This is a genomic window from Mycolicibacterium rutilum (genome assembly GCF_900108565.1).
Classification (GTDB): domain Bacteria; phylum Actinomycetota; class Actinomycetes; order Mycobacteriales; family Mycobacteriaceae; genus Mycobacterium; species Mycobacterium rutilum.
In genome coordinates, this window is the sequence record NZ_LT629971.1 from 5,806,617 (window position 1) to 5,821,506 (window position 14,890).

Below are 14,890 nucleotides of genomic sequence, written 5' to 3' on the forward strand. Positions count from 1 at the left end.
TCAGTCGGCGATCAGCGCCGCGGCGCAGTCCGCGACGATCTCGTCGGCGCTGGGTGGGATCACCGCGCCGGCCGACAGGTGACGGCGCACGACCGCGTAGGGGATGTCGATGACGGCGGCGTTCACCCGGTCGGTGTCGGCGTGCAGATCCTTGAGCAGACGGCGCAGTTCCCGATGCAGGCGGCGGCGCCGCGCGGCCACGGCCGACGGCCAGTCCGCAGCGCCCAGCGCGTCGGCGCCGGCCAACAGGACCCCGGCCTCGCTCGGATTCTGACGACACCACGCCACGGTGAACCGGGCGCCGGCGACACATCGCTGACGCGCATCGCCCGGCGCCGAGAGCGCCGCGGTGAAACCCCCGACGAACCGCTCCTCGGTGCGCATCCACAGTTCGGCGCAGAGGGCCGCCCTGCCTGCGAAGCGGTGATACATCGAGCCGCTCGGAGCGCCGGCCGCACGGGCCACCGCGGACATCGTCACCGCGGCGGGGCCCCCGTCGGCGAGCACCTGAGCAGCCGCGTCGAGGAGGTCGTCGACGGTGAACTGCGCGGGCCGCGGCATCGCACTACCCTATAATAGAGAGCACTCTCTAATATTTGAAGGAGCGCCGATGACCACCGCCACCGATGTCGCCCAGCGGCTCTACGCCGCGCTCGCCGCCGCCGACGGCGAAGCCCTTGTCGGATTGCTGACCGACGACTTCGTCGGAACGGTCAGCGCGGGCATGCCCCATCAGGTCGGCGGCGTGCACCGCGGCGCGCTCGACATGATCGGGACCGTCTGGGGCCGCATCGCCGAGCTCTACGAGATGCATGTCGACCCGACCGAATACCTCGCCGTGGACGCCGACCGCGTGGTCGTGCTCGGCCGCTACCGGGGCCCGGCCCGCGACGGTGCGACGACCGTCGACGCCGACTTCGCTCACGTCATCACGACCCGCGGCGAGCGCATCGCGGCTTTGCGGCAGATCACCGACACCGCGAACTGGCGAATCCCGCGGCGCTGACCACGGGTCGCACCTCCGCCGAAGCCGGCCCTCCTGCGGTTAGAGTTGGGCCCGATGAGCCGACCCGCTGCACCTGCGCTGACCGTTCGGTATGACGGATCGACCCGGACCTTCGCGGCCGGAAACGATGTCGTCGTCGGGCGTGACCTCCGCGCCGACGTCCGAATCGCCCACCCGCTGATCAGCCGCGCACACCTGGTGCTGCGGTTCGATCAGGGCCGCTGGGTCGCGATCGACAACGGCAGCCTCAACGGGATGTTCGTCAACAACCGGCGGGTGCCCGCGGTCGACATCTCCGACGGCCAGACCGTCAACATCGGCAACCCCGACGGCCCCCGGCTGACCTTCGAGGTCGGCCGCCATCAGGGCGCTGCCGGCCGGACCCCGACCACCGCGGTGCCCATCGCGGGTCAGCAGCGCCAAGCCCCGCCGGCCTACCCGCAGCACGCCTCGGCCCCACGTCAGTACGCACCGCCGCCCGGCCCTCCGTCGCGCCCGCACACGTATCCGACCGCGCCGCCGCCGCGCTACCCCACCGCGCCGCACGCCTACGCCAGCGGACCGACGGCCTACCCGACCGCACCGCCGAGCACCGCCCCGACCCCGCCTCCGCTCCGGCCGTCGCAGCCGCCGCCGATCTCCTCGCCGGAGCTGGAGTCCGCGACGATGATGGGCCCGACCGCGGCACCCCGCTCCAGCGACGGCAACCTCGCGACGAGCATGCTCAAGATCCTGCGGCCGGGCAGCCGGCCCGCGGACAACGTTCCCGGCGCGGTGAAGATCGGCCGCGCCACCGACAACGACATCGTCGTGCCCGACGTGCTGGCGTCGCGCCACCACGCCACCCTGGTGCCGACGCCGGCCGGGACCGAGATCCAGGACAACCGCAGCATCAACGGCACGTTCGTCAACGGCGCGCGGGTGGAATCGGCCCTACTGCACGACGGCGACACCGTCACGATCGGCAACATCGACCTCGTCTTCTCGGGCGGCACGCTGGTGCGGCGCACCGAGACCGAGGCCGCGACCCGCACCGGCGGGCTCGAGGTGCACGGGGTCACGTGGACCATCGAGAACAACAAGACGCTGCTGGACAACATCTCGATCGCCGCGCGGCCCGGCACGCTCACCGCCGTCATCGGCCCGTCCGGTGCCGGCAAGTCGACGTTCGCGCGCCTGGTCGCCGGCTACACGCACCCGACGACGGGCACGGTCACCTTCGAGGGCCACAACGTGCACGCCGAGTACGCCTCGCTGCGCTCCCGGATCGGGATGGTGCCGCAGGACGACGTGGTGCACGGCCAGCTGACCGTCCGCCAGGCGCTGATGTACGCCGCCGAGCTGCGGCTGCCCCCGGACACCACGAAAGCCGACCGCGAGCAGGTCGTCATGCAGGTCCTCGAGGAACTCGAGATGACCAAGCATCTCGAGACCCGCGTCGACAAACTCTCCGGCGGCCAGCGCAAGCGCGCGTCGGTGGCGCTGGAGCTGCTGACCGGCCCGTCGCTGCTGATCCTGGACGAACCGACCTCCGGTCTGGATCCGGCGCTGGACCGGCAGGTCATGACGATGCTGCGCCAGCTCGCCGATGCGGGCCGCGTCGTGCTGGTCGTCACGCACTCGCTGACCTACCTCGACGTCTGCGATCAGGTGCTGCTGCTGGCGCCGGGCGGCAAGACCGCGTTCTACGGTCCGCCCAGCCAGATCGGCCCGTCGATGGGCACCACGAACTGGGCCGACATCTTCAGCTCGGTCGCCGGTGACCCGGATGCGGCCGCTCAGCGGTTCCTGGCCCAGCACGGGCCGCCGCCGCCCCCGCCGCCGACCGAGGAGCCGTCCGACCTGGGCAGCCCGACCAGCACCAGCGTGCGACGGCAGTTCTCCACGATCGCGCGGCGCCAGGTGCGGCTGGTGATCTCGGACCGCGGCTACTTCTCGTTCCTGATGCTGCTGCCGTTCATCATGGGCGTGTTGTCGCTGTCGGTGCCCGGTGACGTCGGGTTCGGCGTCCCGATCCCCGCGCTGCAGGGCGGTCCGGCGCCCAACGAGCCGGGCCAGATCCTGGTGATGCTCAACGTCGGCGCCATCTTCATGGGCACCGCGCTGACGATCCGGGCGCTGATCGGCGAGCGCGCGATCTTCCGCCGCGAGCAGGCCGTCGGGTTGTCCACCACCGCCTACCTGCTGGCCAAGGTGTTCGTGTTCACGCTCTTCGCGATCGTGCAGTCGGCGATCGTCACGGTGATCGCGATCATCGGCAAGGGCTGGGGTCCCGGCGCCGTCGAGTCGGGTTCGGTGCTGGGCAACCGCAGCGTCGAGTTGTTCGTCGACATCGCGGTGACGACGGTGGCCGCGGCCATGGTCGGTCTGGCGCTGTCGGCGTTGGCCAGGTCGAACGAACAGATCATGCCGCTGCTGGTGGTGGCGATCATGTCGCAGCTGGTGTTCTCGGGCGGCATGATCCCGGTGACCGACCGTATCGTGCTCGACCAGATGTCGTGGTTCACCCCGGCCCGGTGGGGTTTCGCGGCGTCGGCGTCGACGATCGACCTCATCCGGCTGGTCCCCGGCCCGCTGACCCCCAACGACCGGCATTGGCAACATACGTCCGGAGCGTGGCTGTTCGACATGGCAATGCTCGCCGCGATCTGTATCGGCTACACCGCTTTCGTGCGCTGGCGGATCCGGCTGTCGAGCAGCTGACCTACCGTCCGTAACGCCAGTTGTTCTCTGCACGACAGTCCTTGTGCGGGCGGCGTTCGCCGCTGGCGGAAAACGGCGAGCACCCTCGCGATGGTGTTAGCGTGGTCTGATCGTGACCAAAGTGGCGGAAGGTATATAACGCATGCGCACAGCGACGAAACTGGTTGTCGCCTCGGGTGGTCTGGCTCTACTGCTGGGAGCAGGGGCCGGCGTCGCCTCCGCCCAGCCGGTGGACGACGTGATTGTGAACTCCACCTGCACCTACCCGCAGGCGATCGCCGCGCTGGAGGCTCAGGACCCCAAGCTCGCCCAGCAGCTGCAGGCGGAGCCGGCGGCGACGGGCTGGCTCAAGAGCCTGATCGCGGCATCGCCGGATCAGCGCCGGGTGATGGTCGCTCAGGCCAGGGCGTTCCCCGGTGTGCAGCCGTTCATCCCGGTGATCACCGCGGTGGCGAACACCTGCCAGAACTTCTGACCGGTCAGCCGTCGGGCACGGCGCTCGCAGTCACGGACTATTCGCCGTGGATGTCGAGGCCGTGCGCGACGGCGTAGGCCACGGCCTGGTCGATGTCGATCTTCGCGCCGCGCAGGCTCGCCGTAGTCCACAACGTGGGATCGATGCGGGCGGCGCGCAGGTCGGCGTCGTCGAACCGGGCGTTCTGCACGCGCGCACCGGTCAGGTCCGCGGTGCGCAGCACCGCTTTGCGCAGATCGGTGTCGACGAGGCTCGCCTCGCGTAGCCGGCACCCGCTCAGGTCGACGCCACGCAGATCGCAGCCGCCCAGCACGGCCAACGTCAGATCCACTTCCGCGAAGGTCACCGGCCGCAACCGGCTCTCGGTGAAGACGGATCCGAGCATGCTGCACTGACGGAAGCTGCTGTGGTGCAACGTGGCCCGCTCAAAGCGGCAGTTGCGGAACGCCGACCCGACGTGCTCGGACTCGGTGAGGTCGACGCCGCGGAAGTCGCATTCGTCGAACACCACCCGCTCGGTGCGCAACCGGCTGAGGTCCTCGTCGCGGAAATCGCGGCCGCTGAATTCCTCTTCGGCCCAGACTGTTTCGTCCTCGGACACCGAGTCAACCCGGCAGCGCGCTGAGGCTGGCGAGGGCGTACTCGGTGATTGCGATGAGCGCCGCCTTGGCCGACTGGCGGTCACGGGCGTCGACGGTGATCACCGGGATGTGCTCGGGCAGCGCCAGCGCCTTACGCACCGCGGCCACCGGATGCCGTGGCGCGTCGTCGAATTGGTTGATCGCGACGAGGAACGGAAGCCTGCGGGCCTCGAAGAAGTCGACCGCGGCGAAGCTGTCCTGCAGGCGGCGCACGTCGACCAGCACGATCGCCCCGATCGCTCCGCGCACCAGGTCGTCCCACATGAACCAGAACCGGCGCTGCCCCGGGGTGCCGAACAGGTACAGCACCAGGTCATCTGCGAGGGTGATGCGGCCGAAGTCCATCGCCACGGTCGTGGTGTTCTTGTCCGGCGTGGCGTCGAGCCCGTCGAGTCCCGCCGAGGCGTTGGTGACCAAAGCCTCGGTGCGCAGCGGCATGATCTCGGAGACGGCGCCGACGAACGTCGTCTTGCCGGCGCCGAAGCCGCCCGAGATGACGATCTTCGTCGACGCAGCGTCAGAGTGCCCTGAGGCCACGCAGTGTCCTTCCTATCAACTCACGTCGTTCGTCGAGCGTGCTCGACTCGGTCAAGGTGCCGCGCACCGCGACATAACCCTGCAGCACCAGATCCCCGATCAGCACCCGCGCCACGCCGAGCGGCAAGGATAACTTCGCGGCGATCTCGGCGACCGACGGATGTTCGACGCACATCGCGACGATCTGGCCGCGCACATCGCCGCCCGGCCACTGCGGCTCGGCCGCCTCGAGCGTCTCGATCGGCGCCTCGAGCGGAAGGTCGACGCGCGACGTGGTGCGGCCCGAGGTCAGGATGTACGGCCGGACCAGGCTCGGCTGGTCGCCGGCGTCCTGCTCCCACAGCGGATGCCCGGCGGCGCCGTCCCCTCCCACTGGTTCGTCCATGGGCCGCTCACGAGTGCTGCGGTGCGCGTCGTCGTGCCGACTGGACGACGGTGCCCACCCGCTCGACCAGAATGGCCATCTCGTAACCGATTTGGCCGATATCGCAGTTGCGGGTCGCCAACGTGGCCAGGTTCGACCCGTCGCCGACGCGCATCAGCAGCAGGTAGCCGTGCTCCATCTCCACCACCGACTGCAGCACGTGACCGCCGTCGAACAACTGCGCGGCACCGGTGGACAGGCTGGCCAGCCCCGAGGCGACGGCCGCGAGTTGGTCGGCGCGCTCGGTCGGGATGTGCTCGCTGGCGGCCATCAGCAGCCCGTCGGCCGACACCAGCACCGCGTGCGCCACCCCGGCGACGTCGCGGGCGAACTTCGACACCAGCCAGTCGAGCGATTCGCGCTGCGACGGACGGGGCGGGTAGGTCATTCGGTCTCTGTTCCTCTGGTCTCTCTGGCGTGCGAGCGGCCGGCGCGCACCCCGCCGAAGTGGCTGCTGATGCTCGCCCGGACGGCCTCGGGATCACGCGGCGGAGACGGTTCCGCGCCGGGCGCGGATCCCGGGTCGCCCCCGAACTCAGCCGCCGATGCTACCTGCTCGCTGCGGTGGGCACCCCCGTTGCGCTGCTGGGGGTCGCCGAACATGCGGTCCGCGAGGTCGGCCGCGCCCGGCACCAACCTGGCCCCCGGTTCGCGGACCGGCAGGCCCTCGTCGGTGACCTGGGTGACCGGCGCCTCGTCGGCGGCGGCCGCGACCGACCAGCCGCGGTCCCAGACCGACTCCCAGTTCAGGTCTTCGCTGTTGGCGAGTTCGGTCGGGTCGACCAGCCATTCGGACAGCATCTTCTGGTAGATCGCATCGTCGGAACCCCCGTCGTCGGACGCGGGCGCGGGCTCCGAGCGCACCGGCTCGGGTGCCGGCTGCGGTGCCGGGTCGGGGGCGACCTGCGCGCGTGCGGCGAAGAATCCGGAGGTGTCGGTCGGCCGGACCGGCTCGGGTGCGACCGGCTCCGGTGCGACCGGCGGTTCGGGCGTCTGGGCGGGCATGGAATCCGCCGGCCACTCCTCCTGATACACCTCGGCGGGCGGCGCGGTCAGCGAGCCGGGAACGTCGGAGATCCCGCTGGCACCCGGATTTCGTTGCGGCAGCAGCGAAACCGGCACCTCGAAGTGGCCGTTGAGTTCGTCGTCGTACCGCCCGCCCTGGTCGGCGTACGGGTCGTGCTGCTCGGCATGCGCGGGCGCCTCATGGTTCTCGTCGAGATGGTCCTCGTCGAGCGCCAGGGCCGTCGCGATGCCGGCGTGCGCGTCGGCCGGGGTCGCGTAGTCGGGTGCGCTGAACTGGTCCGGCCGGCCGGCGTGGGTCAACAGTTCGGCGGGCACGTACACCCCGGCGGTGGTGCCGGAGTTCGGCTCGCCGTTGACGGTGCTCCGCAGCCGCACCACCAGCCCGTGCTGCGCGGCCAGCCGCCCGACCACGAACAGGCCCATGTGCCGCGCGGTGTACGGGTTGACCTCGCCGCCGGACTGCAGGCGGGTGTTGGCCACCCGCAGGTCGGATTCGGTCATCCCGAGACCGATGTCGCTGACCTCGATGACCAGCCCGCCGTTGGCGGTGTGCACCGCCGACACCCGCACCTGCGAGATCGGCGGCGAATACCGCAGCGCGTTGTCGAGCAGTTCGGCCAGCAGGTGGACCAGGTCGCCGGCGACGGCGCCGGTGACCTCGCTGTCCGGCACGGTCGCGGTCACCACCCGGGTGTAGTCCTCGACCTCGGAGGCCGCCGCGTTGATCACCGCGGACACCGGCACGGGCTCGGCCTGCTCGCGCGGCACCTTCGCCCCGGACAGCACCAGCAGGTTGGCGCCGTTGCGGCGCATCCGGGCGGCCAGGTGGTCCAGCCGGAACAGGCTTTCCAGCCGGTCGGGGTCCTCTTCGTCGCGTTCGAGGCGGTCGATCAGCGACAGCTGCTGGTCGACCAGGGAGCGGCTGCGCCGCGACAGCGTCTCGAACATGTCGCCGATCTGCAGCTGCAGCCGGGACTGCTCGGCGGCCAGGAACACGGCCTGCTCGTGCAGTTCGTCGACGGCGTGCGCGACCTGTCCGACCTCCTCGGAGGTGTGCACGGGGATCGGTTCGATCGGCGCGGCGTCACCGCCGGCGCGGACCTGCTCGATCTCGCGGGTCAGGTCGTCGTGGGCCACCTTGAGCGCGCTGTCGCGCAGCCGGCGCAGCGGGCGCACCAGCGAGCGCGCGACCAGCACCACGACGATCAGCGCGAGCAACAGCGCGGCGCCGACGATGGCGGCGTCGCGGATCAGCGTGCTGCGTTGCTCGGCGGCCTTCTGCTCGACGGCGGCGGTGATCGAGCCGGTGGTGCGGTCGATGATCTGGCGGGCGATCTGATCGGTGGCGTCCACCGACGCCAGCAGTTCGGGGTTGTTGACCAGCGGCACTGCCGGATTGGTCATCAGCGCCATCCGTTTGACGAACTCGGCCTGCAGCTTCTGCGCATCCGGCGAGCCGACGCCGAGTACCTGGCTCATCCCCAACAGCGTCGACGGCTCGGTGCCCGCCAGCGCGATCACCGCGGTCCGCAACTCGGGTTCGGGCAGTTCGGCGCCGCGGGTCAGCGCCAGCCGCTGCATCATCATCTGGCCGCGCGCGCCGATCGCGCGGGACACCCCGACGGTCTCGGCGCGGATGCGTTCGTCGTCGACGCGGACCGACGCCGTCACCGTGTCCTCGGCGGGCAGCAACAGCAGCGCATAGGCCTGGATGCTGTCGCGCAGCCCGATGCTGTTGGCGGTCACCTTGTCCATCAGCGCCTGGCCGTCGTCGATCAAGGTGGTCACGCCCTCGCGGACGTCGGGGGCGATGTCGGTGTCGGACAGCCGGCGCTGCAGGTCCTGGCGGCTGCTGTCGAACGTGCTCAGCGCGGCCTGCGGGTCGCCTCCGGTGGGCGCGGCGAGCATCGCGCCTTCCAGCGAGGCCATGTAGTTCTCGATCGCGGGCACCATTTCGGCGCGATCGGCGGCGCGACGCAAATCCGTTTCGGCCGTCGCACTTCCGTAGATTCGCAAGCCGCCGAACGTTCCGGCCAATATCAGCGGCACCAATACGATCGCCAATACTTTCCACCGGACGGGCCAATTGGACAGCGCCCAGCGCGACGGCCGCTGCACGGGTGGCGCCTTCTCGCGGTCGAAATCCACCAGCGTGCCGTCGGCCTGCTTGAGCTGGGAGAACGCGCTCATCGTCGGCAGCCCGCGTTATCGGTCGGCGATCCGAATTTCAGTAATGGCGCGTCGTTCATCTGACTTCCTGCTGATTTCAGCTTCTCCAGTTGCTATTGCCCACCCCCGGCGGGCGCGCTCGGCCCCTGGCAATTGATCGAGTATGCCAGCGATGTGAACCGGGTTCCACAATTCTTACTGAACAGACAGAGTTCAAACCCGCAGGTCGGAAGTGGTTGTGCTGATTCGAGCAAATACCGGAACGCAACCGTGATGCGACGGGGTCAGGCGGGCCGCAGGACCGCCACGAGGAAGTCGGCGTCGTCGGTGAACGGCCGCGCGTCCCAGGTCGACAACAGCAGGTCGGCGGCGAAACCCGCGCCGGCCGCATCATCGAGGAAGTCGGCGAATGCGTAGTCCCGCCCGGCGCCGAACCCGATGACGGCACGGCCGTCGTCGCGCAGGTGGGCCCGCAGCCGGGACAGCACCAGGCCGCGGGTGCTCGGCGCGAGGAACGTCATCACGTTGCCGGCGGACACGATCACGTCGAACCGCTCGGTGATGCCGTGCGCGGACAGGTCGAGCTCGGCGAGATCGCCGACGAGCCAGCGCGGTCCGGGATGATCCTGTTCGGCGGCCTCGATGAGCGCCGGGTCGACGTCGACGCCGACGACGCGGTGACCGACCGTGGCCAGGTAGCCACCGACGCGACCGGGTCCGCAGCCGGCGTCGAGGATGTGCGCGTCGCGGGGCGCGATCGCGTCGACGAAGCGGGCCTCGCCGGTCAGGTCCTCGCCGGCGCGCGCCATGGCGCGGAACCGCTCGATGTACCAGCGGGAGTGCGCGGGGTCGGCCGCGACCTTCTGCATCCAGAGACTCTGCGCGACCATGCCCTCATTATTGCCATGCCCGACCCGTGCGGTCGCAGCGTAGATTCGTCGAGTGTTTCGGCTGCTGTTCTATTCGCCGCGCATCGCCCCCAATACCGGCAATGCGATCCGGATGGTCGCGGCGACGGGCGCCGAACTGCACCTCGTCGAGCCGCTCGGGTTCGACCTGTCCGAGCCGAAACTGCGCCGCGCGGGGCTGGATTACCACGATCTGGCGTCGGTCACCGTGCACCCCGACCTGCCGGCCGCCTGGCGGGCGCTGGCGCCGCAGCGGGTCTATGCCTTCACCGCGCACGCGACGACGTCGTTCACCGACGTCGCCTACCAGCCCGGCGACGTGCTGATGTTCGGCCCCGAACCGACGGGCCTGGACGCCGCGACGCTGGCCGACCCGCACGTCACCGCGCAGCTGCGGATCCCGATGCTCGCCGGTCGTCGCTCACTGAACCTGTCGAACGCCGCCGCCGTCGTGGTGTACGAGGCCTGGCGCCAGCACGGGTTCACCGGCGCGGTCTGATACTCACCAGGTGTTGAAGTGCGCGAACTGCTCGGCGGGCAGCCGCTTCGCGCGCCGGAAGTCGGTGCCCTTGGTGTAGGCGATCGGGAACAGGCCACCCTGGCTGTACTGCTCGTAGGGGATTTCGAGCACGTCGGCGGCCAACTTCTCGCCCTTGCCGAGCAGGTGCAGTGTCGTCCACGCCGAGCCCAGACCCCGCTCCCGCAACGCGAGCATGTAGCTCCACACCGCGGGCAGCAGCGAGCCCCAGAACCCGGCGCTCTGCCCGGCGGGGGCGCCGTCGGGGCGGCCCTCCAGGCACGGGATCAGCATGACCGGCACCTCGTGCAGGTGGTCGTTGAGGTACTTCGCGGACTCGGTCACCAGCGGGCGTTGCTCGTCGCGGGTGTCGCCGAATTCGGGTTTCGGCGCGTCGAGATACGGCGTGGCGTTGTGCCGGTAGATGTCGGCGAGCGCCTTCTTCTTGTCGGGGTCGTCGACGAACACCCACTGCCAACCCTGGGCGTTGGAACCCGTCGGCGCCTGCAGCGCGATGTCGAGGCATTCGAGAAGCACCTCGCGCGGCACCGGCTTCTCCAGGTCGAGCCGCTTGCGGACCGAACGCGTGGTGGTCAGGACTTCGTCGGCGGACAGGTTCAACGGCATCCTTCGACCCTACATTCGCCGGGGTTCAGGACCTCACCTGCGAGCGGACCGGCCGCACGGCCGCCGCGCACAACCCGATCAGGGCGATGACGACGAACGCCGTCCTGGCTCCGGTCGCGTCGATCAGCGCACCGGCGGCGGGGGCGCCGACGGCCTGCCCGGCCGCGATCGTGAAGAACCCCAACCCGACTCCGAACGAGGTGCTGTCCGGATACAACCGCGCGCTCCACAGCAGCACCAGCCCGGTCAGCGCGATGTAGGCCCCGCCGAACAAGGTCGACGCCGCGACGATCACCGCCAGATGGGACGGTGCCGCGGCGAGCAGGAGCGACGCCGCCGCCATCGTCGCCGTGGCGAGGACCCACGCCCGGTGCAGGCCGATGCGCTGCGCGGCGTCACCGGCCAGCGCGCCGACGATCCCCGCGGCGCCTATCACGATCCACATCAACGACGACCGCGTGGCATCCGCACCGCCGACCGTGGTGATCAGGTCGCGGCCGAACGTCCACACGGCGACGCTGCCCAACCCCGTCAGCAGCGAGGCCGCCAGCATCGCGAATGTTCCTGCGCGCCAGGGCTGCTCGACGACCAACCCGCTGCGGCGCTGTCGCGACGGGGGGATGGACCGGTACACCCACACGGTGACGATCGCGGTGATCGCGGCGAAGATCGCCCAGGCGCCGCGCCAGTGGCTCAGCAGCAGCAGCGCGATGGGCGCCGACAGCACCACGCCGATCCCGGTGCCGCCGTTGACCACGGTCTGAGCCCGGTCGGCTGACTCCGCGGGCACATGCTCGGCGACCGCCGCGGCCAGCGGCGGCGACACGATCCCCGTGCTGCAGCCGGCGACCAACACCCCGACCGCCAGTATCCACGCCGTCGGCGCCAGCGCGATGATCGAGATGCCCACTGCGGCAACCACTCCGGCCGCGACGGCGACTGTGCGCGGTCCGAGTCGGTCGGTCAGCAGCAGGCTGGCGACGATGGCCGCGCAGTATCCGACGTAGCTGCCCGCCCCGATCACACCCGTGATCGTGGCGTTGAGGCCGAACGTCTCGGCGAACACGGGCCCGAACAACCCGTAGGAGAACCGGCCGAAGCCGTAACAACACGCAATGAGCGCGGTGCCCGCGCCGATGAGAAGTAAGCCGGGTCGCCGCACCGTTCAACGTTAGCGACCCCTTCTCGCCCGGTCATCTCGGACCGGCGAAGCGACTGCATCAAGTTTGCTGTGAAGTCACTCGACTGCCGCGGGGCGCGGTTCCAGGCGGGCCACGAGCCGGTTCTCACCGGCGTGCACCGATATCCGCGGCGGGAGTCGCTGCGGGCTGGGGCGAGCCGCCGCGCGGATCTCCGCTCGCGGCGTCGCGAGCGGTGCCGCGGCCGGCCGTGTAGTCGGGAGCCAGCCCATCCAGGTACGGACCCGACAATGACAACAAACGATGTCTGTAATTGCTACGCGCACATTGAGCGCTTTGCTGAATTCGCATCAGCAGGGCGAGAGCGGTTTGCGCGCGGATCAGCCTAGCGACGATTTTTCGCTGCATATGGCCAGTTCACAGTCACTATCCGCGCAGCACGGCGAAACTGGTGCCGGGGTGTGTCGAGGTGCTGAAAATTGCTAGTTTCGTGCAGTTTCGCAATCCGTGATCTGCCAGCGAAGTTAACCCGACCTCAGCGCCCAAGATCAATTACCGCATTCGTCAAAAAAGGGGGAAGCTGGCTTGCTGTTCGGTTAATTTGAGGGACATAACTCGACCTATGGCGCACCGAACGAGGTCTGAAGGGAGCAAGCATGAGGTGGTGGACTCCGCCGCGGCGGCGTTGGAGCGCGGTACTGGCGGTGATCATGATGGTCCCGATGGCCGCCATGCTCATGGCCCCAAATGATTTGCTCAGCGACAAGCGTCGGCTGGTCGCGATGCCCTATGTGCTGACCGCTGCCATCGAGGAGTCCGGGTCGACGGTCGGTATGGCCGACTCACACATCTGGGAGTTGACGACGCCGGCCGGCCAGCCCGATTACGCCGCGATGGACGAGCACCTCGAAGCGATGCAGCAGTTGGGCATCGACACCGTCCGCGTCATCATCCCGTGGCGTGGCAACGAGCCGTGGGGCCCGCCGGGCACCGTGGCGTCGCCCATCGAGCAGTCGTACTGGGCCCGTTCGGACTACATCATCAACCGCGCGCCCGAGCGCGGCATGGCCGTGCTCGGTGTGCTCAACCACGCACCCGAATGGGGCAGCGCATTCCCCGAACCGTGGGCGACGATCGGCTTCGAGGAAGCCCCGGATCCGGAACTGTATGCCGAGTACGCGGCCCGGGTCGTCGAACGCTACGGCGACAAGGTCGGCGCGTACGAGATCTGGAACGAGCCGAATGCGGTGACGGGCTGGGCGCCGAATATCGATGCGGCCCTTTACACCGAGGTCCTCAAGGCGGCCTACACCGCGATCAAGAACGTCAATGGTGACGACCCCAACGACCCGCTGGTTGTCGCGGGCGTGTTGGGCGCGGTCGTCACCACGCCGCTGCTGACGCTGGACCCGCGCGCGTTCGTCGCGACCATGTACGCCAGTGGGGCTCAGGGCTACTTCGACGCGCTGTCGTTCCACCCGTATCACTACAGCCTGCCGTTCTCCGAGGGCGAGGTCACCAACAGCGAGCCGTGGAAGATCAACTCGCCGCTGGAACAGGTCATCGCGATCCGGCAGCTGATGCTCGCCAACGGTGATGCGGACCTGCGCATCTGGGCAACGGAGTACGGCCTGCCCACGTTCGGGCTCAACGGAGTCACCGAGGATCAGCAGCGGGACTACATCAAGGACTTCCTCGATGCCTGGGCCAAACTCGAAGACGAGGACGGCACCAACTACGCCGGTCCGGCGTTCCTGTACACGCTGCGCGACGCGTATCTGAACGGTGAACTGACCGAGGCGACGTCGTTGGGCCTGTTCAAGTACGACATCCTCACCGGCGAGTGGATCGCCAAGGAAGCGGCCAAGTGGCTCAAGGACTTCCTCGCCGATCCGACGAATCCGACGGACCCGCCGCCCGCAAGCGGTGGCCCGAGCAACCTGGGCGAGGCGATCGCCCAGGCGATGCAGGCGTTCTTCGAGCAGATCCGGGCGACCGTGCAGCTGTTCCAGCAGCAGGTCGAAGGTCTGGTGAACTCGGTCAACGCGATGATGCGGGCGGTGGCGCAGGCGATCGCGTCGATCTTCAATCCGCGTAGCGCCGTGGCGCCGGCACTGGCGCCCGAGGTTCAGGACGCCGTCGCCGCGGGTGCGAGGACGGCGGCGTCGGCGCTGGCCGCCGAAACCCAGGAACCCACGGCTGACGTCGTGGGCGGTGAGGAGTCGGCGGACGCATCGAAGACGGCCGTCGAGACCGTCGAGTCGGAGCCCGTGGTGGTCGAGACCGCACCGACGGTCGAGGTCGAACCGGTCTCGGCACCCGAGGTCACGTCCCCGGTGGAGGTGCCGGCGAGTGAACAGGAAGCGGTTGCCGTCGAGGGGTCGGCTGCCGATGAGGAGTCGAACCCCGGCGCAATGCCGACCGAGGTCGACTCGGTGACTGACGAGACAAGGGAGGACGAAACCGGCACGGGTACAGCTGATCCGGTGGTCGCCACGGATGACGACACCGACCTCGCCGATGAGGCTGCGACCAAGTCACGCCAACCCGATGTGCGGGTCGGGATCGTGGCGCGGCCGGGTGGGACCGGCGATGACGACGGTGACGTCGACGACGCCAAGGACAGTGCACCCTCGACCGAGACGGCGGACGACACCGACGACTCGGCGGATACGTCCAGTGCCGACTCCAGCAGCGAGAGCTGACCGGTAGGCCCGA

At 69.5% G+C, this 14,890-nt stretch carries 14 protein-coding genes; 5 read left to right on the forward strand and 9 right to left on the reverse strand.

Translation table 11 applies throughout. From position 1 onward, the window contains the following. On the reverse strand, positions 1-561 hold the full coding sequence (locus BLW81_RS28210; protein WP_083410070.1) for a TetR/AcrR family transcriptional regulator: 561 nt from the start codon (positions 559-561) through the stop codon (positions 1-3). Positions 562-610: 49 nt separating this feature from the next. On the opposite strand from BLW81_RS28210, the gene BLW81_RS28215 reads away from it, so the two are divergent. From BLW81_RS28215 to BLW81_RS28225, 3 genes are all read left to right on the forward strand, one after another. Then, entirely contained in the window at positions 611-1,006 is a 396-nt protein-coding gene (locus tag BLW81_RS28215) for a nuclear transport factor 2 family protein (protein ID WP_083410071.1), read from the forward strand. Positions 1,007-1,060: 54 nt separating this feature from the next. Then, positions 1,061-3,709, forward strand: coding sequence for an FHA domain-containing protein (locus tag BLW81_RS28220; protein WP_083410072.1), 2,649 nt, complete (start codon positions 1,061-1,063; stop codon positions 3,707-3,709). A gap of 142 nt (positions 3,710-3,851) precedes the next feature. Further along, positions 3,852-4,184 carry a hemophore-related protein gene (locus tag BLW81_RS28225; RefSeq protein WP_083410073.1) on the forward strand — a complete coding sequence of 111 codons (333 nt, stop codon included), beginning with the start codon at positions 3,852-3,854 and terminating at the stop codon, positions 4,182-4,184. A gap of 37 nt (positions 4,185-4,221) precedes the next feature. Here the strand turns inward: BLW81_RS28225 and BLW81_RS28230 are convergent, their stop codons facing one another. From BLW81_RS28230 to BLW81_RS28255, 6 genes are all read right to left on the reverse strand, one after another. Next, entirely contained in the window at positions 4,222-4,785 is a 564-nt protein-coding gene (locus BLW81_RS28230; RefSeq protein ID WP_083410074.1) for a pentapeptide repeat-containing protein, read from the reverse strand. A 4-nt stretch (positions 4,786-4,789) separates the two neighbouring features. After that, a complete protein-coding gene (locus BLW81_RS28235) occupies positions 4,790-5,362 on the reverse strand; it encodes a GTP-binding protein (protein WP_083410075.1) in 573 nt (190 codons plus the stop codon). Further along, entirely contained in the window at positions 5,343-5,747 is a 405-nt protein-coding gene (locus BLW81_RS28240; RefSeq protein WP_083410076.1) for a DUF742 domain-containing protein, read from the reverse strand. Before BLW81_RS28240 ends, BLW81_RS28235 begins: the two co-directional genes overlap by 20 nt. 7 nt (positions 5,748-5,754) lie before the next feature. Then, positions 5,755-6,174, reverse strand: a complete 420-nt coding sequence (locus tag BLW81_RS28245) for a roadblock/LC7 domain-containing protein (protein ID WP_083410077.1) — start codon at positions 6,172-6,174, stop codon at positions 5,755-5,757. After that, positions 6,171-9,002 (reverse strand): HAMP domain-containing sensor histidine kinase, encoded by a 2,832-nt coding sequence (locus BLW81_RS28250; protein WP_083410078.1) that lies wholly within the window; start codon positions 9,000-9,002, stop codon positions 6,171-6,173. The genes BLW81_RS28245 and BLW81_RS28250 overlap by 4 nt, the downstream gene beginning before the upstream one ends. Positions 9,003-9,265: 263 nt before the next feature. Further along, positions 9,266-9,871, reverse strand: a complete 606-nt coding sequence (locus tag BLW81_RS28255; protein ID WP_083410079.1) for a class I SAM-dependent methyltransferase — start codon at positions 9,869-9,871, stop codon at positions 9,266-9,268. Between the two features lie 52 nt (positions 9,872-9,923). On the opposite strand from BLW81_RS28255, the gene BLW81_RS28260 reads away from it, so the two are divergent. After that, positions 9,924-10,388 carry a tRNA (cytidine(34)-2'-O)-methyltransferase gene (locus BLW81_RS28260; RefSeq protein WP_083410080.1) on the forward strand — a complete coding sequence of 155 codons (465 nt, stop codon included), beginning with the start codon at positions 9,924-9,926 and terminating at the stop codon, positions 10,386-10,388. Positions 10,389-10,391: 3 nt separating this feature from the next. On the opposite strand, the gene BLW81_RS28265 is transcribed toward BLW81_RS28260, so the two are convergent. Then, positions 10,392-11,033, reverse strand: coding sequence for a nitroreductase family protein (locus BLW81_RS28265; RefSeq protein WP_083410081.1), 642 nt, complete (start codon positions 11,031-11,033; stop codon positions 10,392-10,394). 25 nt (positions 11,034-11,058) lie between these two features. Beyond that, a complete protein-coding gene (locus tag BLW81_RS28270) occupies positions 11,059-12,195 on the reverse strand; it encodes an MFS transporter (protein WP_083410082.1) in 1,137 nt (378 codons plus the stop codon). Between the two features lie 633 nt (positions 12,196-12,828). Between BLW81_RS28270 and BLW81_RS28275 the strand changes: the two genes are divergently transcribed. Continuing rightward, a complete protein-coding gene (locus tag BLW81_RS28275) occupies positions 12,829-14,877 on the forward strand; it encodes a glycoside hydrolase family protein (protein ID WP_083410083.1) in 2,049 nt (682 codons plus the stop codon). The last annotated feature ends 13 nt before the right edge of the window (positions 14,878-14,890 follow it).

What these genes read in the sequence shown, in the direction of transcription:
- BLW81_RS28210 (WP_083410070.1), bottom strand. Translation starts at nt 561, where the DNA reads ATGCCGCGGCCCGCGCAGTTCACCGTCGACGACCTCCTCGACGCGGCT.
- BLW81_RS28220 (WP_083410072.1), top strand. Translation starts at nt 1,061, where the DNA reads ATGAGCCGACCCGCTGCACCTGCGCTGACCGTTCGGTATGACGGATCG.
- BLW81_RS28250 (WP_083410078.1), bottom strand. Translation starts at nt 9,002, where the DNA reads ATGAGCGCGTTCTCCCAGCTCAAGCAGGCCGACGGCACGCTGGTGGAT.
- BLW81_RS28265 (WP_083410081.1), bottom strand. Translation starts at nt 11,033, where the DNA reads ATGCCGTTGAACCTGTCCGCCGACGAAGTCCTGACCACCACGCGTTCG.
- BLW81_RS28240 (WP_083410076.1), bottom strand. Translation starts at nt 5,747, where the DNA reads ATGGACGAACCAGTGGGAGGGGACGGCGCCGCCGGGCATCCGCTGTGG.
- BLW81_RS28275 (WP_083410083.1), top strand. Translation starts at nt 12,829, where the DNA reads ATGAGGTGGTGGACTCCGCCGCGGCGGCGTTGGAGCGCGGTACTGGCG.
- BLW81_RS28255 (WP_083410079.1), bottom strand. Translation starts at nt 9,871, where the DNA reads ATGGTCGCGCAGAGTCTCTGGATGCAGAAGGTCGCGGCCGACCCCGCG.
- BLW81_RS28215 (WP_083410071.1), top strand. Translation starts at nt 611, where the DNA reads ATGACCACCGCCACCGATGTCGCCCAGCGGCTCTACGCCGCGCTCGCC.
- BLW81_RS28225 (WP_083410073.1), top strand. Translation starts at nt 3,852, where the DNA reads ATGCGCACAGCGACGAAACTGGTTGTCGCCTCGGGTGGTCTGGCTCTA.
- BLW81_RS28245 (WP_083410077.1), bottom strand. Translation starts at nt 6,174, where the DNA reads ATGACCTACCCGCCCCGTCCGTCGCAGCGCGAATCGCTCGACTGGCTG.